This is a genomic window from Paraburkholderia metrosideri, from assembly GCF_904848625.1.
Classification (GTDB): domain Bacteria; phylum Pseudomonadota; class Gammaproteobacteria; order Burkholderiales; family Burkholderiaceae; genus Paraburkholderia; species Paraburkholderia metrosideri.
Genome location: NZ_CAJHCP010000005.1, coordinates 465,838 through 489,046 on the forward strand (window position 1 = coordinate 465,838; position 23,209 = coordinate 489,046).

16 protein-coding genes are annotated in these 23,209 nt (G+C 63.8%); 4 read left to right on the plus strand and 12 right to left on the minus strand.

Annotated elements, in window-relative coordinates; genetic code table 11:
- Positions 1 to 423: 423 nt before the first annotated feature.
- Positions 424 to 1,383 carry a Dyp-type peroxidase gene (locus tag LMG28727_RS13255; RefSeq protein WP_201642766.1) on the plus strand — a complete coding sequence of 320 codons (960 nt, stop codon included), beginning with the start codon at positions 424 to 426 and terminating at the stop codon, positions 1,381 to 1,383.
- Positions 1,384 to 1,494: 111 nt separating this feature from the next.
- Here the strand turns inward: LMG28727_RS13255 and LMG28727_RS13260 are convergent, their stop codons facing one another.
- The 5 genes from LMG28727_RS13260 to coxB all read right to left on the minus strand — a co-directional run bounded on the left by LMG28727_RS13260 (position 1,495) and on the right by coxB (position 7,967).
- Complete coding sequence (locus LMG28727_RS13260; RefSeq protein WP_201642767.1) at positions 1,495 to 2,757, minus strand: glycosyltransferase family 87 protein; 1,263 nt, start codon at positions 2,755 to 2,757, stop codon at positions 1,495 to 1,497.
- A 247-nt stretch (positions 2,758 to 3,004) separates the two neighbouring features.
- Positions 3,005 to 4,330, minus strand: a complete 1,326-nt coding sequence (locus LMG28727_RS13265; RefSeq protein ID WP_201642768.1) for a ferredoxin reductase family protein — start codon at positions 4,328 to 4,330, stop codon at positions 3,005 to 3,007.
- A 57-nt stretch (positions 4,331 to 4,387) separates the two neighbouring features.
- Positions 4,388 to 4,726, minus strand: coding sequence for a hypothetical protein (locus LMG28727_RS13270; RefSeq protein WP_201642769.1), 339 nt, complete (start codon positions 4,724 to 4,726; stop codon positions 4,388 to 4,390).
- The gene (gene ctaD / locus LMG28727_RS13275) at positions 4,723 to 7,260 is read right to left on the minus strand and encodes a cytochrome c oxidase subunit I (protein WP_201642770.1); all 2,538 of its coding nucleotides are present in this window, start codon (positions 7,258 to 7,260) and stop codon (positions 4,723 to 4,725) included. The genes LMG28727_RS13270 and ctaD overlap by 4 nt, the downstream gene beginning before the upstream one ends.
- The gene (gene coxB / locus LMG28727_RS13280) at positions 7,257 to 7,967 is read right to left on the minus strand and encodes a cytochrome c oxidase subunit II (protein WP_201642771.1); all 711 of its coding nucleotides are present in this window, start codon (positions 7,965 to 7,967) and stop codon (positions 7,257 to 7,259) included. Before coxB ends, ctaD begins: the two co-directional genes overlap by 4 nt.
- Before the next feature lie 87 nt (positions 7,968 to 8,054).
- On the opposite strand from coxB, the gene LMG28727_RS13285 reads away from it, so the two are divergent.
- Positions 8,055 to 8,573, plus strand: a complete 519-nt coding sequence (locus LMG28727_RS13285) for a DUF2231 domain-containing protein (RefSeq protein WP_201642772.1) — start codon at positions 8,055 to 8,057, stop codon at positions 8,571 to 8,573.
- On the opposite strand, the gene LMG28727_RS13290 is transcribed toward LMG28727_RS13285, so the two are convergent.
- The 3 genes from LMG28727_RS13290 to LMG28727_RS13300 form a co-directional block, all read right to left on the minus strand.
- Positions 8,537 to 9,049 carry a CopD family protein gene (locus LMG28727_RS13290; protein WP_201642773.1) on the minus strand — a complete coding sequence of 171 codons (513 nt, stop codon included), beginning with the start codon at positions 9,047 to 9,049 and terminating at the stop codon, positions 8,537 to 8,539. The genes LMG28727_RS13285 and LMG28727_RS13290 overlap by 37 nt on opposite strands.
- On the minus strand, positions 9,046 to 9,771 hold the full coding sequence (locus tag LMG28727_RS13295) for a cytochrome c oxidase assembly protein (RefSeq protein ID WP_201642774.1): 726 nt from the start codon (positions 9,769 to 9,771) through the stop codon (positions 9,046 to 9,048). Before LMG28727_RS13295 ends, LMG28727_RS13290 begins: the two co-directional genes overlap by 4 nt.
- Before the next feature lie 402 nt (positions 9,772 to 10,173).
- Positions 10,174 to 10,929 (minus strand): DeoR/GlpR family DNA-binding transcription regulator, encoded by a 756-nt coding sequence (locus tag LMG28727_RS13300; RefSeq protein WP_201642775.1) that lies wholly within the window; start codon positions 10,927 to 10,929, stop codon positions 10,174 to 10,176.
- 77 nt (positions 10,930 to 11,006) lie between these two features.
- Between LMG28727_RS13300 and LMG28727_RS13305 the strand changes: the two genes are divergently transcribed.
- A complete protein-coding gene (locus tag LMG28727_RS13305) occupies positions 11,007 to 11,606 on the plus strand; it encodes an NUDIX domain-containing protein (RefSeq protein ID WP_201642776.1) in 600 nt (199 codons plus the stop codon).
- 36 nt (positions 11,607 to 11,642) lie between these two features.
- On the opposite strand, the gene LMG28727_RS13310 is transcribed toward LMG28727_RS13305, so the two are convergent.
- Positions 11,643 to 12,830 carry a GNAT family N-acetyltransferase gene (locus LMG28727_RS13310; protein ID WP_201642777.1) on the minus strand — a complete coding sequence of 396 codons (1,188 nt, stop codon included), beginning with the start codon at positions 12,828 to 12,830 and terminating at the stop codon, positions 11,643 to 11,645.
- A gap of 539 nt (positions 12,831 to 13,369) precedes the next feature.
- On the opposite strand from LMG28727_RS13310, the gene LMG28727_RS13315 reads away from it, so the two are divergent.
- Entirely contained in the window at positions 13,370 to 14,608 is a 1,239-nt protein-coding gene (locus LMG28727_RS13315; RefSeq protein ID WP_201642778.1) for a DUF2252 domain-containing protein, read from the plus strand.
- A 66-nt stretch (positions 14,609 to 14,674) separates the two neighbouring features.
- On the opposite strand, the gene LMG28727_RS13320 is transcribed toward LMG28727_RS13315, so the two are convergent.
- From LMG28727_RS13320 to bcsB, 3 genes are read right to left on the minus strand one after another with little or no spacing between them, the layout of a single operon-like run.
- Positions 14,675 to 19,453 (minus strand): cellulose synthase subunit BcsC-related outer membrane protein, encoded by a 4,779-nt coding sequence (locus tag LMG28727_RS13320; protein WP_201642779.1) that lies wholly within the window; start codon positions 19,451 to 19,453, stop codon positions 14,675 to 14,677.
- Positions 19,444 to 20,631 carry a cellulose synthase complex periplasmic endoglucanase BcsZ gene (bcsZ, locus tag LMG28727_RS13325; RefSeq protein ID WP_201642780.1) on the minus strand — a complete coding sequence of 396 codons (1,188 nt, stop codon included), beginning with the start codon at positions 20,629 to 20,631 and terminating at the stop codon, positions 19,444 to 19,446. Before bcsZ ends, LMG28727_RS13320 begins: the two co-directional genes overlap by 10 nt.
- 10 nt (positions 20,632 to 20,641) lie before the next feature.
- Positions 20,642 to 23,206, minus strand: a complete 2,565-nt coding sequence (bcsB, locus tag LMG28727_RS13330) for a cellulose biosynthesis cyclic di-GMP-binding regulatory protein BcsB (RefSeq protein WP_407945845.1) — start codon at positions 23,204 to 23,206, stop codon at positions 20,642 to 20,644.
- Positions 23,207 to 23,209 lie beyond the last annotated feature (3 nt).

Consider the following 23,209-nt stretch of genomic DNA (forward strand, 5'->3'; position numbering starts at 1 on the left):
TCGTTCTTCGGCGTGTCGGCGGCGCGGCACCGGCCTGCCACTTGTTTCAGGCGATAGCATCGGCGGCGGGGCTTCTATCGGCGAAGTTTCGGTCGCGCATCCTGCCCGCAGACCGGCTGCATAGAGCTAGACGGCGAGTCTCCCCGTGTTCGTTGTCATCTTTCCACCCCCGCGCTGGTAGCGGATGAATTCTATCGATTTCGCCAGATCGAGGGATGCAGGCAGCATCGCTGTATCGCGGCATGGCTCGAACGGTTCAGGCGTTTGATCCATTCGAGGAATCGCGATGAAAATCGTCTTGCGCCTCGCGCCGTTTTAAAGAATCCACTAACCTTGTCGGGCACAACCGCCCCACGCGCTTGTGCGTCCCTCAACAGCGTCCGGCTTGCGCCGGGATGCCAACGTGTCGAGCGTAATCATCCGATGCCTAACGACCTTCCAGAACCGCAAGCTGTCTGCAATCCGATCACCCGCAGCGCCATTTTCATTGTCGCCACGCTGACGCCCGGCGACGACCACGCGGACACCGTGCGCTCGTTGTGCCCCGATATCGCCGCGCTGGTCCGCGCGGTCGGCACGCGCGTGCCGACGGGCAACCTGTCGTGTGTCTGCGGATTTGGTTCCGCTGCCTGGGACACGCTTTTCGGCACCCCACGCCCGGCAGCGCTGCACCCGTTTCGCGAATTCGGCGACGGCAAACGTCGCGCTATCGGCACGCCCGGCGACATCCTGCTGCATATTCGCGCCGATCACATGGACCTCTGCTTCGAACTCGCCGCGTTATTGATGCAACGCCTGGCCGGTGCGGTGACCGTGGTCGACGAAGTGCACGGCTTTCGCTATTTCGATCTGCGCGACATGGTGGGTTTCGTCGACGGCACGGAGAACCCGCGAGGGCGCGAAGCATTCGATTTCGCTGTGATCGGCGCGCAGGACCCCGGCTTCGCGGGTGGCAGTTATGTGATCGTGCAGAAGTATCTGCATGACATGGTGGCGTGGGACACGCTGCCGGTCGAGGCGCAGGAGCGCATTATCGGCCGTAAAAAACTCTCCGATGTCGAACTCGACGAAGCGGTCAAACCGTCGTCGTCGCACAGTTCGCTGACCACGATCGAAAAGGACGGCCAGGAAGTCAAAATCCTGCGGCACAACATGGCGTTCGGCCGGCCCGGCGCGGGCGAGTTCGGCACTTATTTTATCGGTTACGCCAATTCGCCTGAGCCGACCGAACAGATGCTGGAAAACATGTTCGTGGGCCGGCCGCCTGGCAACTACGACCGGCTTCTCGATTACAGCCGCGCGGTGACCGGCGGGCTGTTCTTCGTTCCGTCGGAGCCGTTGCTCGAAGCGCTGGCCGACCGCAAGCCGGCGGCGGTTGGCTGAGGCCGCGGCTAACCGCTAACCGCTAACCGCTAACCGCTAACCGCTAACCGCTAACCGCTAACCGCTAACCGCTAACCGCTAACCGCTGACTGCTGACTGCTGACTGCGCACTCATGGCGTGACAGGATGATCGTTAAGCGCGCGGCCGAGCTGCACTGTTTCGCCGCGATCCGCACTCTCCTCGTTGGCGACCGGGCCGCGCGCCGCTGGAGATCGCGCGGCCCTCCGCACGATGACCGCCAGCAGCGCGCCGAGCACCCACGGCCCAATCTGAATGGGCACGGCCTTGACGATGGGCGACATCAGCAATGGCAACAGCCACGCGGCGACTAGCACTTCGCGGTCGCCGCGCAACCAGCCGTCGCGCAAGCCGCCCAGCGCGAGCCACGCGATCGGAAAAGCCAGCCATGCGAGGTCGTAGTCGAACAGGTATGGGCTGATCAGGAAAGTTGCGGTCATCAGCGCGGCGCCGCGTAACTGCCAGTCCCGGCAGTGGCGCCAGACGCGCCAGACAACGAGCGTCGCGCCGACCGCGACCACGGCATGAACGGCATACGCGCCTGCGACGGGCAGGCCGAGCAGGCGTCCAAAGGCGAACACGGTGGGCATCTTTGCCCATGGAAGCAGGCCCGTTTCCAGAAAATGGCGCGCGAAGCCGAGGCTGGCCACACAGGCCTTCAACGTGCCGACTCCCAGTACGGCAGTGCCGATCGCCGTGAACAGAATGGCCGTCACGGCTGCGGTAATGAGCGTGCTCCATGCGCCGATGGCGATCAACGCGACCGGAAAGAGCAACGCCAGATGAGGTTTGATCGCGAGCAAGCCAACCAGGACGCCTGCAAGAATGGGACGCCGCGGCAGGCACATCAGCGCTGCGCCCGCGAGCGAGGCGGTGAGGAACGCGTTCTGGCCGTGAAAGAAATTCATCCACAAACCAGAAAAGGCGGCGAGGTAACACCACGCCGTTTTATTGCGGACAACCCGGTATAGCAGCACGACATAGCAAGCCAGCGTGGCCAGTATGAAACTCAGGTACGCGACCAGATAAGGCAGAAAGGCCAGCGGCAGAATGACCAGATAGAACGCGGGCGGGTAATACCAGACAAAGAGACTGTTTAGCCGTGGGACGGCGATTTTTTCTGCGTCGGATATCAGGCGGATGTCATAGGCGTCGGCCGGATGGCCTGTCAGACCGAGATGGGACGCTCCCCAGAACGTAATGAAGTCGTAGCCGAGCGGTTTGCCTTTTATATCGATCATGTGTTTCGACAGCACGACCCAGACAACGGCAATCGCAATGAACAACGTCAGGATGATGCGAGGGTAATGAGAAAGGCGCCTCTCATTGAGCCAATGCGTGTTGCGTTCCATCATCGTGTCCCCGGACTCCGTTTTTTTTGAATGGTCGCGTTGCTAACGGCAGCATTCTTCAGAGTATAGGGGACACAGATTTGGCCGGTCGAATGCAAATTGACCGATGGTGTGCATGCTGGCGCTGCGGCTTCCCGGCTAGTGCGTACCCATTACCCTTAAAAGCGCGAATGCCAGCGACAACAGCACCACAATCACGCCCGTCGCCATAGCCAGGCGATCAGCTAACAGTCGGCGCATCGCAATTCTCCTAAACGAAGCTATAGCGTTCGGAATGGTATCGGGCGAGCGGCACTTTCATCTCGCCCAGTGCAGTTTCAATCGCGTCCATCATCACATCCGGTCCGCAGATGAAGTACTCGTGATCCGCATACGCAGGCGGCAGGTGACGTTTAAACACGTCAGCGGTTATGCGGCCGCGTTCTCCGCTCCAGTCCTCGGGCGGCTGCGACAGAACATAAACGATCTTCAGATCGAGCCTTGTTTTAAGCGTGTCGAGTTCATCGCGGAAGGTCAGCGTGTCCCAGTCCTTGCCGCCATACAGCAGCACCAGCGGACGCGGGTCGCCACGATCCGCGAGAGTGCGGATCATGCTCATCATCGGTGTGATACCGATGCCGCCTGCAATCAGCACATGCATGTCGGTCGGATTGCCGATCGTGAATGCGCCATACGGACCATCGAGATAAATGCGCTGGCCGACGGCCACGGCTTTGACCGCGTTGGTGAAATCGCCGAGATTGCGGATCGTCATGTCGACACGGCCATCCGGTGCTTCGGCGCTCGATGAGAACGAGAACGGATGCCCGGTGATCCTGAATGGGCTCGCCCACAACGTGAGCCAGCCGAATTGCCCCGGCTTGAAGCGAAAACCGGCGTGACCGTCGGGCCGCATGACGAGCGTGACGGTGTCACCGCGTTCCATACGGACTTCGGCGACCCGGTACGGACGCCGCAGCATGAAAAGCGGCTTGAACAGACGCACATACAGCAGCAGCGCGATCCAGAAAACCGTCATGCCGATCCACAACGCGCGCTTGAACGGATCGACCAGATAGAAGCCCCAGCCGACCATATGCAGCATCCCCGCGAACACGGCAGTCAACGCGAGCACGATATGCGACAGATGCCAGAGTTCGTAACGGATCTTCAACTGCTTGCGCCACAATGCGGTGACGACCAGAACAATCAGCGAGCCGATCGACAGCGCCGCGAAACGCGCGCCCCACGGAATATCCCACACGGAATCGGGCAGCGCGACCGACTCCGAGCCGATCGCGATCAGGATCAGCGGATGCACGACGACCAGCGCGACCGCCATCAGCGAAATGCGCCGGTGGAAGTGGTAGATGACGTCCTCGCCCCACGGTTCGGTCACGTAGCGAAAGCGCGCGGTGAGGCCGAATTGCAGCCCCATCATTGCCAGACCTGAATAGCCGAGCGCTACCGAGAACTCGGTGCCGAAGTTGCGCGCGGGCGGCAGCTTGCCCGCGAGTAGCGCGAACAGCGGCGCGAGAATGAACAGCAGATAGATGGCGGACCAGATGGCCTTGCGCACGAGATCGCGATGCTGCATGAGTCCTCTCTCCACGGCTGTGAAATCTCGCCACTCGTCATTGCCGCTCACCCCGACTCAGATACAGGTGGTCAGCAACAGCGCAGGTCCAAACGTAATCACCGTGGCGGCCAGCGCTGCGATCAGCGTCCATATGACGACGGTGTGCAGGAACGCGCCGATACGCTCGGGTCCGGGGTCGCGGCCCGCCGCAACCCGGTGACGCCATAGCCAGCCAATCGCAATCAGATGCAGCACCAGCACGATGGCCAGGCTCACACGCAGCGGTCCGGCCGGCCAGCCAAACGCGCAACCTATCGCGTGCAACGCATAAAGAATCACCAGCGCGAGACACCAGATCGTGAAGCCCACAGCAAGCCACCACAGACGCCTCGGCGACAGCGGTTGTCCGTTCATGGCCGCGCTCCCAGCATCGCCACGAGTCCCGGTAACGCGAGCACGAGGCCCAGCGCAATCACGCTCGTGACCAGCGTGTAATCGATCCATAAGCGCGTGAGGCGCAGGTCCGTCAAGCGTCGTGCCGAAATGAAGCCGGCGCCGATGCGTAGAACATTGCTGATCAGAAACAGCACGCCGATCCCCGCATGCAGCGCGACGTAGGCCAGCAACGCAGCGGCTGTGGCACCGAGCGCGTGTTCACGGGGATCGGGCATGACACCGCCGATCAACGCGACATCGGCGGCCATCGCTACGACTAGCGCCAGTGCGGTCAGGCCGACCCGGCCGAGCGGTTTTGCGCCAGCGGCAGCGGTGCGTAGCGAGCCGCGCGCAAGCATAGCCGCGACGGCCAGCGCGACGACCGTCACGAGCGCAAGCAGACGGCTCGGCTCGGGCATTGTTCCAGCCGGCCAGTTCGGCGCGGCGATCCACAGATAGAACACCCCGAATACCAGCGACGTGAACAGCGTGCCGTTCGCCACCAACGTGCAGATCAACGCCAGCCACGCGGGCGAGCCCGCAACCTCGGTATGCGGCGGCACGCTGACGCCGCGGCCCACCGGCAGCGGCCCGTAGTCGCGTGCAAGACCGGCGCTTTGACCGGCATAAATGAACATGCCGAAGGTCACGAACGCGAACGCGAGCGCCAGCAGATAGAACTTGAACAGCATCGAGAGCACTGCCGCGCAAGTAATGAGCGCGGTGAACAGGGGCAGATAAGTCGCGCGCGGCAACACGATCAGTTGCTCCGGCTCGCCCGAGGTCATATGCACGCCGAGGGTTTCCTGCCAGCCGTTGCGCGTGGAGCCGAGATAGCCTTCGCCGCGCGCGAGCGACACCGCCAGTTTGCCCGGCGCGACGCCTTCGGTTTCAGCGCCGATGCGCGGGATCGACGCAAACGCATACGGTGCGGGCGGAATCGGCATCGCCCATTCGAGCGTGGTCGAATCCCACGGATTGCGCCGCACGCGCCGGCCAAAACGCACCTGCACGATGATGTCGATCACGACCAGCGCGAAGCCGATCGTCATCACAAAGCTGCCCACCGACGACAGCAGATTGAGCCAGTTCCATCCTTCGTCGCCGGTATAGGTGAAGATGCGTCGCGGCATGCCGAGCAGGCCGGTCAGATGCATCATGAAGAACGTCATGTTGAAGCCGATGAACACCAGCCAGAACGCTGGCAGCGACAGCTTGTACACGGCGGTGCGGCCGGTCAGCAGCGGCAGCCAGTAGTAGAACGCGGCGAGCATCGGAAACGCGAGCGCGCCCCCCACCACGTAGTGCAGGTGGGCGACGACGAAATAGGTGTCGTGCGCCTGCCAGTCGAACGGGACCATCGCGAGCATCACGCCGGTCAGGCCGCCTGCGGTGAAGACGAAGAAGAAGCCGAAGATGTACAGCATCGGCACATCCCAGCGCGGTCTTCCGTGCGACAGCGTGGCGAGCCATGCGAAGAACTGGATGGCGGTCGGCACCGCGACGACCGCCGAGCCCGCCGAGAAAAACGCCAGCGCGAGATGCGGAATGCCCACCGTGAACATATGGTGAACCCAGATGCCGAAGCTCAGGAACGCGAGCGCAATGATTGCGACGACGATCGCGCGATAACCGACCAGCGGCCGCCGTGCGAATACGGGAATGATCGTCGAGAGCACTCCGGCCATCGGCAGAAAAATGATGTAGACGTCCGGGTGCCCGAATAGCCAGAACAGATGCTGCCACAGCAGCGGATCGCCGCCGCGCCTCGGGTCGAAGAACGGCAGGTCGAACGCGCGCTCGACTTCGAGCAGGATCGAACCGAGGATCAGCGGCGGAAACGCGACGATCATCATCATCGCCGTGACGAGGATGTACCACGCGAAAATCGGCATCCGGTCGAGCGACATGCCAGGTGCGCGCATCTTCAGAATCGACACGACGATTTCCATCGCCAGCGACAGCGCCGAGATCTCGACGAACGTAATGCCGAGCAGCCACACATCGGCATTGATGCCAGGCGTGTACACGTGCGAGCTGAGGGGCGTGTACATGAACCAGCCGCCGTCCGGCGCGGAGCGCAGGATCAGCGAGACGGTCAGGATCGTGCCGCCGAGCAGGTAGCACCAGTAGCCATAAGCGGTGAGCCGGGGAAACGCGAAGTCGCGGGTGCCGAGAATCTTCGGCGTCAGATAGACCGCAAAGCTCTCCACCATCGGAATCGCGAACAGAAACAGCATCATCGAACCATGCATCGTGAAGACCTGGTTGTAGGTCTCCGCGTCCATGAACGCGGCGTGCGGCGTCGCGAGTTGTACGCGCGTCAGCATGCCGAGCACGCCCGCAATCGCAAAGAACAGGAACGACGTGATCATCATCCGCATGCCGAGGACCGTGTGATTCACGGCGGCAAAGCGCTGGATTCCTGGCCCGGTCGCCCAGATCGCGGCAAGCTGGCGGTGCAGCCGCAGCGCGTTGACGCGCGGCGACGGCGGCTCGACGGGCACGCTCATTTGTTCATCTCCCCGGTGGCGGCGGCCTGTTTGACGGCGGCCGAAAAGTCTTCCGGACGATCGACGATCACCGTGAAGTGCATCCCTGCGTGGCCCAGCCCGCAAAACTGATTGCATAGCCCTTGGTACTCGCCGGGCTGATCGGCCTGAATGCGCAGATGCGTGGCATGGCCGGGTATCGCATCGATCTTGCCCGCGAAGCGCGGAATCCAGAATGCGTGCACCACATCCTGACTGGTCACGACAATATCGACCGGTGTGCCTGCGGGAACATGCAGCACGCCGTGCGTTTCGACACCGCCCTGGTCCGGGTAGCGGAAGGTCCAGTCCCATTGCTTCGCGATCGCCTCGATGCGTTGCGGCGCATGTCCGGGCAACGGCAGAAGCTGTTCACCCGCATACAGCGCATAGCAGACCAACGGAATCAGCACGATGGCCGGCAATACGAGGCCGCCGAGTACGATCCAGCGCCCGGGCGCGATTCGCGACCCCCAGCCGGGCCGCAGGAACACCATCAGGAACAGCACGAGTACAAGCGCGAACAAGATCGCCGAGCCCGCGAGCATTACCCACCACAGCCCGGCAATCGACGCAGCGGAAGGGCCGGACGGCGCGAGTGTCGACAAGGGACCGGCGCAGCCGCTGAGCGCGGCGAGTGGCGCGAGGGTCGCGAGTGGTGCAAGTGGCGCGAGGGTCGCGAATGGCAACGCGGTTCTGAATCGTCCTTGGACCCGCCTGCGCAAAAAGCTATGATGGTTCGCACCATCCCTCACCTGAAACGAGGAAGACTGATCATGGCAAAGAAAGGTGACTCCGATTCCGCCTCCCAGCCGAAAAGCGACGTGTTGCTGGAGTTGTTGCGTCTCGATGCAGGCTCGGCCGTGGCATTCGTCGGCCATCCGATTCACGTGATGATGGTGCATTTCCCGATCGCGTTCGTCGTCGCCACCCTCGGCGTGGATGTCATCTACTGGTGGTCGGGCGACCCGTTCTGGATCCGCGCCGGTTTGTGGGCCGCTGGCTTCGCGTTCTGGAGCGGCGTGGGCGCGAGCCTCGTCGGCACCGCCGAGCTTCTGCTCGTGCGCGGCATCCGCCTCAGGGAGGCCAGCTGGTCGCACGCTGTCGCCGCGATGACGCTGGTGGCCATTGCCGGCGCCAACTGGGGTCTGCGTTTGTACTATCCCGACGAAGTGCTGCCGCATGGGCTCGCGCTGTCGGCGCTCGCCTCGGTGATGACGGGCTTCGCCGGCTGGCATGGAGGCAAGCTCGTGTTCGATCATGGCGTCGGCATTCTGGTGTCGCCGAAGGACTGATGCAGCCATCGGGCGAGTCCGCCAGGTTCGAACAGATGCGGGGCGAACAGGGTTGAGTCGACGTGCGGCTTCGCAAGCACGATCCAGATGATCGCGACGATCACCACCAGATAAGCGCTCATCAACGCGATGCCCGACAGCCGGCTGAAGTGTCCGTTGGGCAGAAACAGATTCAGCATCACAAGGCCGGCCACCACGTGCAGCATCGCCATGATGCCGACCAGCACCATCTTCAGCGAGAACCATTCGACAAAAGTGGCCTGCAGAAAGATCAGCGCCGTGCCGCTCGCAATAGCGACAAACGCAGCGGGCGAGGTCAGTTCCACATACACCAGCCGCGTGATGCGGTGCAGCCGGTCGAGTTCCGGGCCAGTGGTCAGCGCGCGGCGTTGCCAGAACAGAAAGGGCAACACGATCAGGCCGCCCGACCAGAGCGCAATGGCCGCGAGATGGATGAACTTCAGCAGGATCGTCACAGGGCAGGCTCTCTGGGGCGCAGGCTGGACCAGGTGATCCAGAGTCCCGCTGCGAGATAAGGGATCATGGCCAGCACCCACATCAATAATCCGGCGAGTTGCTGATCGACCAGCGGCGTGATGCCCCACGCAGCCGTGCTGGCGAAATGCACGCCATAGAGCGGCTCGGGCGCGAAGACGATCAGCGCGCCCAGCAAGCCCATTTGCCCGATCGTGGCGACGAGTGCGATCAGCGCCGGGCCGGCGGGTGTCGACGGCGCGAGGACGCTGCGCCACATCAGCCATGCACTGCCCAGCAGCGTGAGTTGCATCAACCAGTAGGTCGGCACGGTGGAGAGTCCCCACGCATAAGGACCGGGTGCATGCCAGAGCCAAACGATCACCGCGTGAGCCGCGACCACCGGAACCAGTGGCGGATAACCCAGTCGAGGCAACGGAAACGCGCGCACCAGAAGCGGCGCGACCGCGGCAATCAGAATGATGTGATGGGTAACGCGTGCCGAAAACAATGCCGACGACAACGCGCATAGTGGAGACACGAAGACGACGGCCATCAGCGCGATGGCCGTCCAGCCCGCTCGTGCATCGGCTGAACGGCCGCTGGCGACGATGAACGCCAGCACGGCCAGAGCGGCGAGCAGCAGCGGGTCGGTATTCCAGCGAACCCACAGATCGTCGGGGACTGCTGCTGGCCCACAGTAGGCGACTTGAAAATATGGCATGCCGCGATATCTTCGTATGGTCTGCATTCAATGCCGTAGCGCGTCGGCCTGATGAAAGCCTGCCTCGATACGGTGCTTGTCCTACTTGCTGGTATGGCTGTAGAGCGGGGCGGCGATGAATCAACAAGCTTCGTTAGACTAACCGTGCGCGGTGCGGCATGCAATGTAAATTGTGCTGATCTCGCATGAGAGGGAAGTGCTTTTTACGACGGGACACGACTCGCTACGCAGCGACTAGTAAGGGCCGACAGGGTGGCGGCAATGCATATTGGCTTTTTGGGCTTCAATGGCCCGTGGCATCGGAGGAACGATTAGTCACGCTAACTACCTGCGATAAACCGATGGTGCGTCGCAACACCTCAGGCTCGATATCGACGTGATCCGCGCATGTCGCGTGACACGTCAAGCCCGCACGACGCTCACGCCGGCGGCCTCCAGCGCTTCTGTAAAAGCGCTGTCAGTCGACCGCTCGACGACCACGGTCTGCGCTAGCGTGACGTCGCCGATCGAATACGCGGACGCTGCATTGAGCTTGTCCATCGAGGCCAGCACGACGGTCTCAGCCGATCTCGCCGCGAGCGCGCGTTTGACGTAGGCCTCTTCGAGATCGCCAGTGCTCAGTCCCGCCGTGGGATGAACGCCGGTGACGCCCATGAAGTAGATATCGGCATGGATATGCGAGATCGCTTCGATCGCAGCCGCGCCGACATTCACGATGGAATGCTTGTACAGCCGGCCGCCGATCATGATCACTTCAATGGATGGATGATCGACCAGCGCCACGGCGACGGTCGGACTATGGGTGACGACCGTCGCCACCAGGTTGGACGGAAGATGCCTCACCAGTTCGGCGGAAGTCGTGCCGCCGTCTATCATCACGATCTGTCCGGGCACGATCATCGCTGCCGCAGCCATGCCGATCGCGCTCTTGCCCGACGACTCCAGCGTGCGACGCGTCGAAAACGGCGCCACGGCCGACGACGCCGGCAACGCCCCACCATGCACCCGTTGCAACAACCCGTCAGCCGCCATTTCGCGCAGATCGCGCCGGATCGTGTCCTCCGAGACGCCGAACGTCGCCGCGAGCGGTGCCGCGAGCACCTGACCGTCACGGGTCAGCAATTCGAGGATGGCTTTCTTGCGTTGGGTTGTCAGCATCGTTTGCACGAAATTTCTTGATATTGCACGAAACTGCACGATATCATGATTTCACCCTTTTGTGACTGGAGCGAGCCATGACAGCGACGCAAGACCGGATCCGCATCATCGACACCACGGTGCTTTCCAACGACTGGTATGTGCTGAAGAAAACGACGTTCGACTTTCTGAGGCGCGACGGCACCTGGCAGCGCCAGAGCCGGGAAACCTACGACCGCGGCAACGGCGCAACCATCCTGCTATTCGATCCCGCCCGCAAGACCGTGATCCTCACGCGGCAGTTCAGGTTTCCCGTTTTCGTCAACGGCCATGACGGGATGCTGGTGGAAGCCGCGGCGGGCCTGCTCGACAACGCGTTGCCCGAGCAACGCATTCGCGCCGAAGTGGAAGAGGAAACCGGGTATCGCGTGCGCGACGTGCAGAAGGTCTTCGAGGCCTATATGAGCCCGGGATCGGTGACGGAAAAGCTGCACTTCTTTATCGCGGAATACGACGCGACCGCGCGCGTCAGCGACGGGGGCGGAGTCGAAGCGGAAGGCGAAGATCTGGAAGTGATGGAAATGACGCTGGAGAGCGCGCTAGCGGCCGTGCAGCGGGGCGAAATCGTCGACGCCAAGACGATCATGCTGCTGCAACATCTGGCACTGCGTGAGTTGACGGAACGGGGCAGTGCGTGACTGCCCCGGCCGCCTGGCCGTCTGCCTGCGGCACCTTCAGGTGCCGTGCGTGCTTGTTCCAAGCGGCTGGTCAGCTTTCTTGCCCAGCCTCGCTTTCCATTGACGCCCGACGCTTCCGGCCGCAATCCGCTGACGCAAGCCACCGTATTGCAACTGAAGCGCACGCGCGACAAACGCAATCTGCCCCCAGCGACTCACTGCAATTCGAAAATCCGTGCATGCATAACCGAGTCCGCCGGTCCAGATCGACTTGTACCGGCTGTCGCCGGAACCGAAGTCGACGTCGCGCCGGTTCTCAAAGGCCCATTGAAGAAGGCTTTCGAGGAGCAGAGAGCCCGGAGAACATTTCGAATGGGCAAGATCGTAAGCCGCTTGCATGCCGATCACCGTATGGTCGGAAATCGCGACAAGGCTAATGGCAATGGCTTTTCCATTCAGCGTGGATATAAATAGCCGAAACGATTGGCCGAATGAAGAATCGGCCGATATTGTTTTTAAAAAATTCTGATAGGGTTGTTTAAAAAATTCGCCTTCCGCGCCCACCTTTTCGGCCCATTGGTGCTTCCACTCGAGCATGGTATTGACGTAAGCGGCGCAGCGGGGATCGTCCAGTCCGATTATCAGCAATGCTGATTCGCCGGCTCTCAGCAAACGGCGCTGATGGTAATCCTGTTCCTTTCTAAACGACTCCGGCAGCGTGCGACGATAGTCGGTCCACTTGTCGAATCGCATTAACCGCGCCATGCCGATCATGCGCGGCTCGCCGCTCGACAGCCATTTCGCACTCGATGCATAGCGATGCAGCGGGGAGCCCGTGCGCACCATGGGTAGCCGGATGATGTCGCTGCCGCATGACGAAAGCAGCACGCGCCATGCATCGGAAACGAGCGCCTCCCGGTCCGCACCGTGCCCAACCAGCACTTCCGACTGTTCCGAGATATCCGGCGCCAGCGGACGTACGGTCGTCCATATGTATTCGCGGTAGCGGATCAGCGGCCACGCGAACACCATACGGCCGTCTTGCCTGCCGACAATGCAGTGCAGGCTGGCGCCGGTCGGAATCGCCACCTCCCGCAGCGCATGCAGGCAGTAGCGGAATAGTTGAAACGGCGTGCCTTTCGCGGATTGCCAGAGGGTTTCCCATTCCTGTTGCAATGACGCGAAGGCATCGATATCGGTGACGATTTCGAACTGCGCGGTGCTTCGGGTTGACTGCGTTTCCATTGGCTTGTGTCCATAGGAACAGCGTAATTCGGTGGATGAATTTATTTCGATGCCATTGCCTCGTTATTCGATAACCGTATAAAGGGTCGATTAGAGGGGCATCGATTTATGTTGTTAATCTATTTGAAAGGTAAAGATTTTGAAGCGTTTTTTTACTTCGAAAGATTATCCGAATATGAAGCAGGGTTATGCGGGGTTGCGCACATTTCAAACGCGCGATTTTGCACGGGATACTGTAGGAATTTCCGGATGGGCCGCTGCACCTTTTTCGATCGTGCTGAACGGGTTAATGAACGAAGTGATTCGGCAATTTTTCCCTTCATCACGCCGGAGTCTTCACCATTCAGGTAACAACAGAGTCTCTGGCGGGCGCTTTTGAATGGTAATCGGAAGCGTTTTCATTAGTTTGCAGGGAAAACGCGAGCGAACTGCCAGGCGCGAAAAGTGCTGATCTTTTTCGTTGATTACGTGCGCAGAAAAATGCGGAGTGGATAAACCGCCGCACCGCCCGATTTCAACAATAAAGCCCAGACCATCTAATGCCGAACAAAAACCACGCACGAAGCAAGCTACCCAAAGCACAACAGCGTCAACCGCTCCTGACCACCCGCCGCAACGCCAGAATGGCGCGCTCGGCGCATGCGTACGTGCGGGGCAATACCAGCAAGTTCTACGAATGGCTCGATGGCATCGAGGGCCATGCATTGCCCGAAGGACCCGCCGTCTGGATTTGCGGCGACTGCCACAGCGGCAATCTCGGGCCAGTGGCTGATGCGCGCGGACGCGTCGAGATTCAGATTCGCGACCTCGACCAGACCGTGATCGGCAATCCCGCGCATGACCTGATTCGACTCGGCTTGTCGCTGGCGACCGCCGCGCGCGGGTCCGACCTGCCTGGCGTCACCACCGTGCGCATGATGGAAGCGTTGGCGGACGGCTATGAGCGCGCGTTCGACGAAGCCGCCGGCGACGCCGACATCCACGCGGAAAAGCCCGAAGCCGTGCGGGTGGTGATGAAGGAAGCGGTGCGCCGTTCATGGCGGCATCTGGCTGAAGAGCGGATCGAAGATATCGAGCCGAGTATTCCACTGGGTCCGCGGTTCTGGCCGCTGGCCAGGCGGGAGCGGCGCGAGATCGACGCGCTGTTCGAGCAGGGTTCGCTGGAAGGACTTGCCACGGTGCTACGCGATGGCGGCGACGACACCGACGTGTCAGTGCTCGACGCCGCCTACTGGGTGAAAGGGTGCAGCTCGCTGGGGCGCCTGCGCTACGCGGTGCTGCTCGACATCGACGGTGCGGCGGTGGAAGGCGACGACCTGTGCCTGATCGATATCAAGGAGGCCGCCCAGGCTGCTGCGCCGCGCTATGCGGGCGTGCGGATGCCGCGCGATAACGCCGAACGGGTGGTGGAGGGCGCGCGGCATCTGTCGCCGTTGCTGGGCGAGCGGATGCGGGCGGCGCGGCTGGCGGACCGCGCGGTCGTCATCCGCGAGCTGTTGCCGCAGGACATGAAACTGACGATCGAGCAATTGACCCGCGACGAGGCGATGAAGGCGGCGCGCTTTCTGGCGCTGGTAGTCGGCAAGGCGCACGCGCGGCAAATGGATAGCGGCGAGCGCAAAGCATGGCTGACGGAATTGCGCAGGAACCGCTCAAAGACGCTCGACGCGCCTGGCTGGCTCTGGACCAGCATCGTGGAACTGGTGAGCAGCCACGCGGCCGGTTATCTGGAGCATTGCCGGCGATATGCGACCGGGGCGACCGGGCGCAAGGACTGAACGGGACCTGATCAGCGGCTGGCGTCGATATCGACATCACTATCGACGCCAGCCGACTGAAGCCCGTTAGTTCGACAACGACAGATACGGCGAACTGAGCGGCGCCGGCGGGAACGGCTGCAGGCCCGTCTGCTTGGTGAAGCTGTATCGCACGTACACGGCGGCGAGCCACTCGCGATACTCATACGCATTCCCGAGCGAAGCCGTCGCCCCGAACGACAGCTGCGGCGCGAGTTGATACTCGCCCACCGCGCTGAGCGAATACGACACGCCCGTCTTGCTCTGGCCCGGATACACCGCGTTGCTATCCACGCCAGTGCCGATCAGCGCCGCGTACCGCGCAGCCGTCTGCTGCGACGCAGCCGCCGTGCCCAGCGGGAAGTAGTTCGACGCATCCTCCCGATAGTGCTGCACGCCGATCGAGCCCTTCACGTCGTAGGTGAACGCCCCGTTACGCCCGGTCCATTCCACCGGCAGATTCAGGATCACATACTGTTGCGGGCTGAAGTAGCCGCCCTGGCCGTACGTGAAGTACGACAGGTTCTTGTTGTAGCGCATCAGCGTGGTGTTCACGCCGATGGTCAGCGTCTGGTCGGCGTCTTTCAGCAGACGCGTATAGACACCGCCGCCGCCCTTCACGGCGTTGTTGCTCGCCACATTGTTGCCGCCGTAGTACTGGAACGAGCCGTTCAGATACAGCCCGCTGGTGCCGTCGTCCCACGCAAGGCTGGCGAGGGCGCCGCTCGAGGTGACGCCGCCCCATTCGAGGCCGGAGCCCGCATCGCGTGTCCCGGCGTACGACAACAGGCTGTCGGTCACCGCGCGGCGAGCGACGGCGAGCGAGTACGACACCTTGTCGGTAATGCCGCCGTTGTATTGCGCGCCAGCCACGATGTTGGTTTCACGGAAGCCGAGCGGCGTCACGCCGATATCGCCGCTGACGCTCTGGCTGTCGTAGCCGACCGAGAGCCCCACGCCGCTCGCCGTCTGGCTGCCGGCATTGTTGGTGCCGGCGATCGCCGCCTTCGCCGACGTGTCGTTCGACAGGCCCGCGCCGAAGCGCGCGAGTGTCGACGTGCTGCTGGATGCCGTGCCCGCGTCGAGCGTGACCGGCGTCGCCGTCACGACGACATGGCCGTTGCCCGCCGCAATGCGGCCCTGGATCGGCGCTTCGATATCGTTGAGGGTGGACAGGCCGTCCTCGCCGCTGCGGTTGCGGAATACGATCCCGCCCGACACGGTGCTCGCCTGCTGGCGGTTGATCTGAGCGAGTTCATCCGCGACGCCGAGCGTTTGCGTGTTGGCGGCGTTCGACGGCTGATAGGTGTTGGCGTTCGCACCTTGCTGCTGCGGATAGTACGGCTGCGCGTAGCCGGTGGGCGGCTGCGGAATGTACGGCTGCTGCTGCGCGTAGTAGCCCTGGTTCTGATACGGCTGCTGTTGCGGCGGATAAGGCTGATAGGGCTGATACGGCTGTTGTTGCTGTTGTTGCTGCGGGTAGGGCTGCTGCGCATAACCCTGCTGACGGTTATAGGTCTGCTGCTGCGCGTTGGTGGTGGCGGTGTGAGTCGTCCGTGGCAGGCTTTGCCGTTTGGTGGTCGTGGCGCGTCGCGCGGTGGTAGTCGACGGGGCGTACTGCTGCGGCGGCATTGCGCCGGAACTGGCTTGCGCCTGGCGCGCGGCAGGCGACATCGGCCACGGCGTCGACGCGTAGCCGTCCTGCCCATATTGCTGCTGCGGATAGCCGCCGTTGTACTGCTGCTGCGCCTGCTGCGGATACCCGGAGTTGTACTGCTGCTGTGCCTGCTGCGGATAGCCCGCGTTGTACTGCGGCTGCGGCTGCGCCTGTTGCGCATAGGCCGGATTGTAGGGCTGCTGCGACTGCATCTGCGGCTGGCTCTGGCCCGGATACGGCTGCAGCGGCGCACCCGACTGGCTCGATCCGTAGGCTTCCTGCCCATAGCCTCCCGTGTCCGCCCCCTGACGAGGAGCGTTATACGGCAACGCTGCGGGCGCGACGTTCGGTGCGTAAGGCTGCGCGGGCGCAGAGTAAGGCGCGACATAGGGCGCAACATAAGGCGCAGGCTGCGTGGGCGGCGGATAGTTCGGCACGGTCTGTGTCGGCAAGGAGGACTGCGTGTACGGAAGCGCGGCGCGCGCGGCATTGAAGCTGCCGTCGGCGCCAGCGGCATTGTTGGCATCGGTCGGCGACCCGACGGCCGTTTTGCCTTCGAAAGGATTGGTGCCGGGCAACGGCGTCGAGCCCATCCGGCTCATGGCCGCTTCCCAGCCGCGCGGCACATTGCTCGCGGGGCTATTGCGCGGCGCGTTGGCCATCAACGGTGTGTTGGCGGCGACTAGCGAGCGCTGCAAATAAGTGGATGCCAGCGACAGCTTGCCTTCCGCGCGATACATGCGGCCGACCGTGGCCAGCAGGCCCGGGTCTCCGGGCGCGGCGGCCAGCGCCTGCTTCGCGAGCGATTCGGCATAGTCGAACTGTTTGGCACCCACCGCGGCGGGGATGGCCGCCTGCACCAGATTCAGGTCGTCGGGCTTGCGCTGCAACGCGATCCGATAGGCGGCGAGCGCATTGCGGTCGTCGCCGGCGCTGGAGTAGAGACGGGCCAGCGCGGCCTGCAAATCGGGGTTATCGGGCATCGCCGCGAGCCACGGCGCGATTACGTCGTATGCGCTCGCGAGATCGCCTCGCTGACGCACCGTATCGGCCTGCTTGATGACGATGCCGAGATTCAGATTGCCGAAGTCGGTGCGCTGCTGCGGCGTCAATTGCATCGACGAGAGCTGGCGCATGACCGAGCCGAGTTCCGCGTCCTGATGAGTCGCCGACAGAATGCCCGCATATTGCAGCAGCAGATCGGTATTGCCAGGCGCCGCATTCATCGCGCCGCGCACGAGGCTGAGCGCACGGGTCGGGTCGCCCGCCTGCTGGTACGCACCGGCGATCACGCCGATCAACTCGGGACTGTTGCCAGCCACCGGCTCGGCCGCATGCAACGTGGCCAGCGCCTGTTGGGTCTGACCGGCACGCGCCATCTGGGTGGCCAGATCGGCCTGCTGATGCACCCACAAACGGTGCTGCAAGGTGGTCATCGCGTCGGTGCGCTGCGCAACCGGAATCCGGTCGAGTTGTGCCAGACCCGCCGACCAGTCCTGCGTTTCAGCCGACAGCAACGCGCTCGCATACAGCGCGTCCGTCATGTCGGGATGCGCGGCGAGCAGGCCGTCCATCATGCTGCGCGCGTTGGCGACCGCGCCCTGACGCACGTAAATGCGCGCGAGGTCGAGGCGCAGCCACGGGTCGTCGGGCGTATTCAGCAGTGCGTCTTCGAACAGGCTGCGGGCGGTGCCGAGATCGCCGCGCGCTTCGGCGGCGCGTGCCTGCGAAGCCTGTGCTTCACCTCGCAGACGATTGATGCCGCCCGCCTTCGACTGCTGTTCGGCATTCAACTGATTGGCGAACTGCAACGCTTCGTCGCCACGGCCTTGCGCGGCCAGTGCGCCGACCAGTCCGCGAATCGCGTCGGGATTGTCGGCCTGACGGCGCAGCGCCATCCGGTAGGCCTGCTCCGCGCCGACCGCGTCGTGATTCGCGAGCAGCATTTCGCCAAGCTGCACCTGCGCGGTGACGTCGGACGGATTCAGCGCAATCGCGCGCTCGAACAGCGACTTCGCCTTTGCGAACTCGCCGTTGCTGCGCGCGCCGATCGCGTCGCTCGTGTAGGTCCAGTAGGTCGCGCTATCCAGCGCGGTTTTCCAGCGAGCCGGATTGCCGCTGCGCGACGCGCGCTCCAGATAGTTGCGCGCCTCGGCGAAACGTTCCTGCTTCAACGCGGCGATACCCATGCCGCCGAGCGCGTCGGTGTCGTTCGGATTATTGGCCAGCACCGACGAAAACTTCGCGCGTGCAGCCGCGGCGTCGTTACGGTCGAGCGCGGCGAAACCCTCGCCGATCACGCGGCCGCGCGCATCCGCCGCCACGCTTTCCTGCGAGCGCTCGCGCGTCGCACTGTCCTGCTGCACCATCGAATCGAAGCGCGCTTTTACCGCGGCGTCGTCGGGACTGGTTTGCAGATACGCCTGATACAGCGCGGAGTCCGAGGGCCGTGCGTCGAGCCACAACAGCGCCTGCCGCCAGCTCTTTTTTGCCGGCGCGCCGACCGAACTGTCGGTCGCGAGCTTTTGCAGCCGCGCAATACCGTCGCGGCGCGTGGTGTCGCGATAGGTCAGATGCTGTGCGTAAGCGAGCGCGTAGCGCGGGTCGTCGGGGTTGTCGTGGGCAAGCTGTTCGAGACCGCGGCGTGCCTGATCCCAGCCCTGCGGCGTCGCCGACAGCGCCTGGTAGTACTCGAGTTGCAATTCCGGCGTGGCCGGTTTGCCTTCCAGCGCGCGCTGATACTGCTGCACCGCGCTCGCGCTCTGGCCGCTTTGCGCGAGCCGCCGCGCATCGTTGACGGTCTGGTCGCGCTCGCTGCTTTCGCCGAGCCTGCGGCCCAGTTCGTCCATGCGCGGATAGGTCGGCGCCGCTGCCTTCAGCCGCGCCAGATACTGCTGCGCGCCGGCACCGTCCTTGCGGTCGGCGAGCACCATGCCCATGCCCCATAACGCATCGGGCTGCTTCGGATCGATCCGCAGCACCTTCAGCCATGCCTGCTCGGCGAGGTCGCCGCGCTGATGCGACTGCCAGTACTTGCCCTGATCGATCAGCACGCTCAAAGGATCTTTCGACGCCTGCGCCAACGCATCAGGCGCGGCCGTCGCCACGCAGCAGACCGCCGTGACGCTCAGCGCGAGGCGCAGTGACAACGCGAGGGCGCTCAATCGCATGCGTTTCTCCAACTAGGCACGAGACGGCCCGCTTCGTCAAAACGATAGCGTCCGTCGATAAAACCCGTGCCGAACAAGCCCAGCACACGATCGTAATAAACCGGTTCGTGACCGGGCAGATGGGTGTCGAGTGCGGCCAGATGTTCGCGCGCGAGACCGAGGCCGCGCTCGTCGCCGAGCGACTTGAAGTACGGGGCGAGCGCGCCCCAGTAGCTGAGCGGGCCTTCGCCGCTGGCCGCGCCGGTGGTGGACGACACTTTCTCGGGTGGGAAGCCGGTTTGCGCGACCTTCGCGCGCATGCCGCCGAGGGCGGCGAGCCAGGGCTTCGCGAGCGGATCGGCGGACGACGCGAGACCGGCCCACAGATACACGCGGATCGCGTCGTAGCTGCCGACATCGCCGTTTTTCGGATCGACCACGAATTGGCCGCCTTGCCACGCCGCCCAGTCGGGCGCGAAACCTTGCGGCGAGGTGGTTTTGACGAGCTTGTACGCGCTGTCCGCGAGCTTGGCCCACGGGCCGTCCGGCATCTCGTGAGCAAGGCCGCGCAGCACCGGCAGCGGCATGTAGCTTGGATTCAGACGCGTGATGCCAGCGGTGACGAAGCCCTGCGGTCCCGGCAGCAGCATCGGGCCGACGCCCGGCAGCGTGGTGATCTCGTGGCTGACGACCTGTTTGGCCAACGCCTCGCCGAGTTGCGTGTAACTCGTGTCGCGCCACAGCCGGCCCGCTTGCAGCAGGTCGTAGGCAATCCACAAATCGGAATCGGATGCGGAATTCGGATCGAGCACGCCGAACGAGCCGTCCGGCTTTCTGCCCCATTGCCACGCGGGCAGCCGCGCATTCTGTGCGTCGAACTGATTGCCCGCGAGGTTGGTGCGGGTCCATGCGAGAAGCCGGTCGAAGGTCGCGCGGTCGTTCGCCACCAGCGCGAAGAAGAGGCCGTACGACTGGCCTTCCGAGGTGGTCTGCTGGGTCGGCGTCGAGTAGTCGATTACGCGGCCATCGGCCTGCACGAAGCGTTCGACGAACGTGCGGTAGCCGGTCCATTCACCGCACGCGCCCGGTGCCGCGGCGGTCTGCGCAACTTTCATGATGCTCGCGAAACTGGTGGACGCGGTGAGCCCCAATCCGAGTGCCAGCAACGCGCCCATTTTTCGGTTAATTCGAACCCGCATATCAGTCCTGTTAGTCCTTCAGGCGGCGCGCGGCGATGGAGCGCAGCGTCCGGTAGAAGAGGCCAGCGATCAGCAGCGCGGCGAGCACGCCGCCCAGCATCAACAGCAGCGGATGCGACGACAGCGCCCAGCGCAAATACTCCTGCGGCGACAGATGGCCGATGTAGTACGCGGTGCCGTTCGACGTGATGGTCACGTCGCGGCCATGGATCACGGCCATCGCACCTTGAATCTTCGGCAGCACGTCGGCGTCGAGCAGCGCGGTGGACAGGTCGGCGTCCGACTGGCCGGCCGCGCTCACTAGCGCGACCGCGCTGCGGTTTCTCTGCAGCGGCGACTCGAAGCCGGTCAGCAGCGCGGAGCCATTCGAACTCACCAGCGTCAGGTCGGCGCGCGCCGGCGTGCGTTCGACGCCGCGCTCGCCATGCCACCAGTCCTGCAGCTTGAACACGATGTCGGAGAGCTGGAAGGTGCGCGAATCGCCGTCGCTTGAAAACGGCATCGACTTGGCCCAGCGCTGCAACAGCGGCTGCTTGCCCGGTGCGCCAAAAATCAGCAGGTCTTTGTCCGCGTACTTGTCGGCGTCGTCGGCGCTGCCGACCGTGACGCCCGTGACCGGAAAGCCGGTCGATGCGCCCATCCGCCCCATGGTCAGCAGATACAGGCTGAAGTCGCTCGAATCGGCGTCGTTCGGCAGGATCACCGCGGTTTCAGACAGGTCGGCCATCCGCGTGAACGGGAAGCCGCTGTTGGCGAACGCGGCCAGGTCGGGTAGCGCCATGTAGTGCGGGAACGACGACAGGTCGATGGTCGAGTTCGGGTCGATCGCGCCGACCACGTTGTCGAGCAGACGGCCATGACATTCGCCGGTATTCGGAATGTCGTAGTAGAAGTGCAGACGCACCTGCGTGCGCGGCGTCAGCAGCAGCGGCGGAATGTAGACCGTGCGGCGCGCTTCGGCGGTCCGGTCGGGCATGATGCGCCCGAAGTAGCGGCTCAGGTCGAACACCGACGCGGACTCGGACGGAATCGGCAACGCCTGCACGAAGCCGTTGTTCACGCTGACGTTCAGCGACGAGCGGTCACGCGCCGGGCGCACCGTGTAGCGGTAGCGCAGATCGAGCGGCGCGCCCTTGGTGTGCCACATGAACAGATCGGGTGGCACGCGCATGTTCACGCGCACGGCGTCGGCGTCGTAACCGAACACGGTCAGGTCAGCTGGATTGGCGAGTTCGCCGAAACGCACCGGACGGTTGGTCGGCAGCCAGTTCGGCGCGTCGTACGGCTCGCGCGGTGCCAACTGGGTCAGCGACGTGATCGTCGCGCTCGGACCGCTCAGCGTGTTCTGCCCGATGCCGAGCGACTTCGCGGCGGTTTTCAGTTCGGCTTCGGTGCGGCCGAGCACCAGCAGCAGCTTGCCGTGCGCCGGTGCGTCGCGGTCGACCACCGCGATGGTCGGCCCGGAGATCGCTGGAATCGTGATGCCGGCGGGGCGTTGATCGTCGGTGGCGAATACGACGGCGTTGCCCGACAGCGGCGCGTTATCCAGTTGCGACGGAAACACGGCGCCGCGATAGCCGGCGAGCGCGCCGAACCACGACGCGACGATGCCGGCGGCTTCGAGTGTGCCGTTGCCCGGCTTTTGCGCGAACACGAACGGCAGTTCGAGGCGTCGCACGTCGCGGCGGTCGAAGAACGGCTGCGGCAGCGCGGCCAGTTCCGGCTTGCTCGCGAGCGACGCATAGGTCAGATCGAGCGAACTCGCATTGCTGACCGTGGCCCACAGCGACGAGTTCGCCGGGTCTTCGCAGCTGGTCGTGTAATGACCGATCAACTGCACGTTCAGGTGATTGAATTCGGTGATGAAGCGCGGGTCGATCGACACGTCGCGCGCTACCAGCATGCCGGCCTGTTCATGCGGCACGGGCAGCGTGGCGGCGACTTCGCCGTTCACCAGCACCTTCAGTTGCGACAGGCTCGGCAGCAGCGCGGGCGAGTAGCTGTACACCAGATGCAGCACCGCGCCAGTCACGACTTCGTCGCCGCGCACCGAAAACGCGATGCCGTTCTGGCCGTCGGTGCCGCGCAATTGCAGCGGGTCGAGCGCGCCGAGGTCGGCGAACGTGAGCGTCTGACGGCGGCCGCCCGGCACCAGCGTGCCCGGTTCGGCGGTGGTCGGCGTGCGAATGCCCAGCGCTTTCACCGACGACGCGGCGAGCGCAGGCGTCGGCGTGGCGAGTTGCGGCTGTTCAATCGTGTTGGGATCGAGCGGCACGGCCGCGCTCGGCGGCGGCATGCCGGGCGTGCCGGTGGCGACGCGTGCGCCCGCTGGCGCCGTGGCGCCTGGCGCAGCGGTCTGCCCCGCAGCGCCTTGCGACGAACTTGTACTCACGCTGCCCGAAGCCGCCAACGCTTCAGCCGCCGACGCCAACGGCGCCGCCAACGCGGTCTGCAGCGCGAGCCAGCAGGCGATGCCGCGCATCAATCGTTGCGAGCCGGGGCGTCCAAAGAAACGCCTGTCCGGGTGAGTCCCATTGCGCTCGTGATGCGAGCGTTCGATGTTTTGCTTCGCCATCCT

Coding starts and splice junctions, on each gene's coding strand:
- LMG28727_RS13310 (WP_201642777.1), bottom strand. CDS start 12,830: ATGGAAACGCAGTCAACCCGAAGCACCGCGCAGTTCGAAATCGTCACC.
- LMG28727_RS13260 (WP_201642767.1), bottom strand. CDS start 2,757: ATGATGGAACGCAACACGCATTGGCTCAATGAGAGGCGCCTTTCTCAT.
- LMG28727_RS13285 (WP_201642772.1), top strand. CDS start 8,055: ATGGCAAAGAAAGGTGACTCCGATTCCGCCTCCCAGCCGAAAAGCGAC.
- ctaD (WP_201642770.1), bottom strand. CDS start 7,260: ATGAGCGTGCCCGTCGAGCCGCCGTCGCCGCGCGTCAACGCGCTGCGG.
- LMG28727_RS13270 (WP_201642769.1), bottom strand. CDS start 4,726: ATGAACGGACAACCGCTGTCGCCGAGGCGTCTGTGGTGGCTTGCTGTG.
- LMG28727_RS13295 (WP_201642774.1), bottom strand. CDS start 9,771: ATGCCATATTTTCAAGTCGCCTACTGTGGGCCAGCAGCAGTCCCCGAC.
- LMG28727_RS13305 (WP_201642776.1), top strand. CDS start 11,007: ATGACAGCGACGCAAGACCGGATCCGCATCATCGACACCACGGTGCTT.
- LMG28727_RS13265 (WP_201642768.1), bottom strand. CDS start 4,330: ATGCAGCATCGCGATCTCGTGCGCAAGGCCATCTGGTCCGCCATCTAT.
- LMG28727_RS13320 (WP_201642779.1), bottom strand. CDS start 19,453: ATGCGATTGAGCGCCCTCGCGTTGTCACTGCGCCTCGCGCTGAGCGTC.
- bcsB (WP_407945845.1), bottom strand. CDS start 23,206: ATGGCGAAGCAAAACATCGAACGCTCGCATCACGAGCGCAATGGGACT.
- LMG28727_RS13315 (WP_201642778.1), top strand. CDS start 13,370: ATGCCGAACAAAAACCACGCACGAAGCAAGCTACCCAAAGCACAACAG.
- LMG28727_RS13255 (WP_201642766.1), top strand. CDS start 424: ATGCCTAACGACCTTCCAGAACCGCAAGCTGTCTGCAATCCGATCACC.
- bcsZ (WP_201642780.1), bottom strand. CDS start 20,631: ATGCGGGTTCGAATTAACCGAAAAATGGGCGCGTTGCTGGCACTCGGA.
- LMG28727_RS13300 (WP_201642775.1), bottom strand. CDS start 10,929: ATGCTGACAACCCAACGCAAGAAAGCCATCCTCGAATTGCTGACCCGT.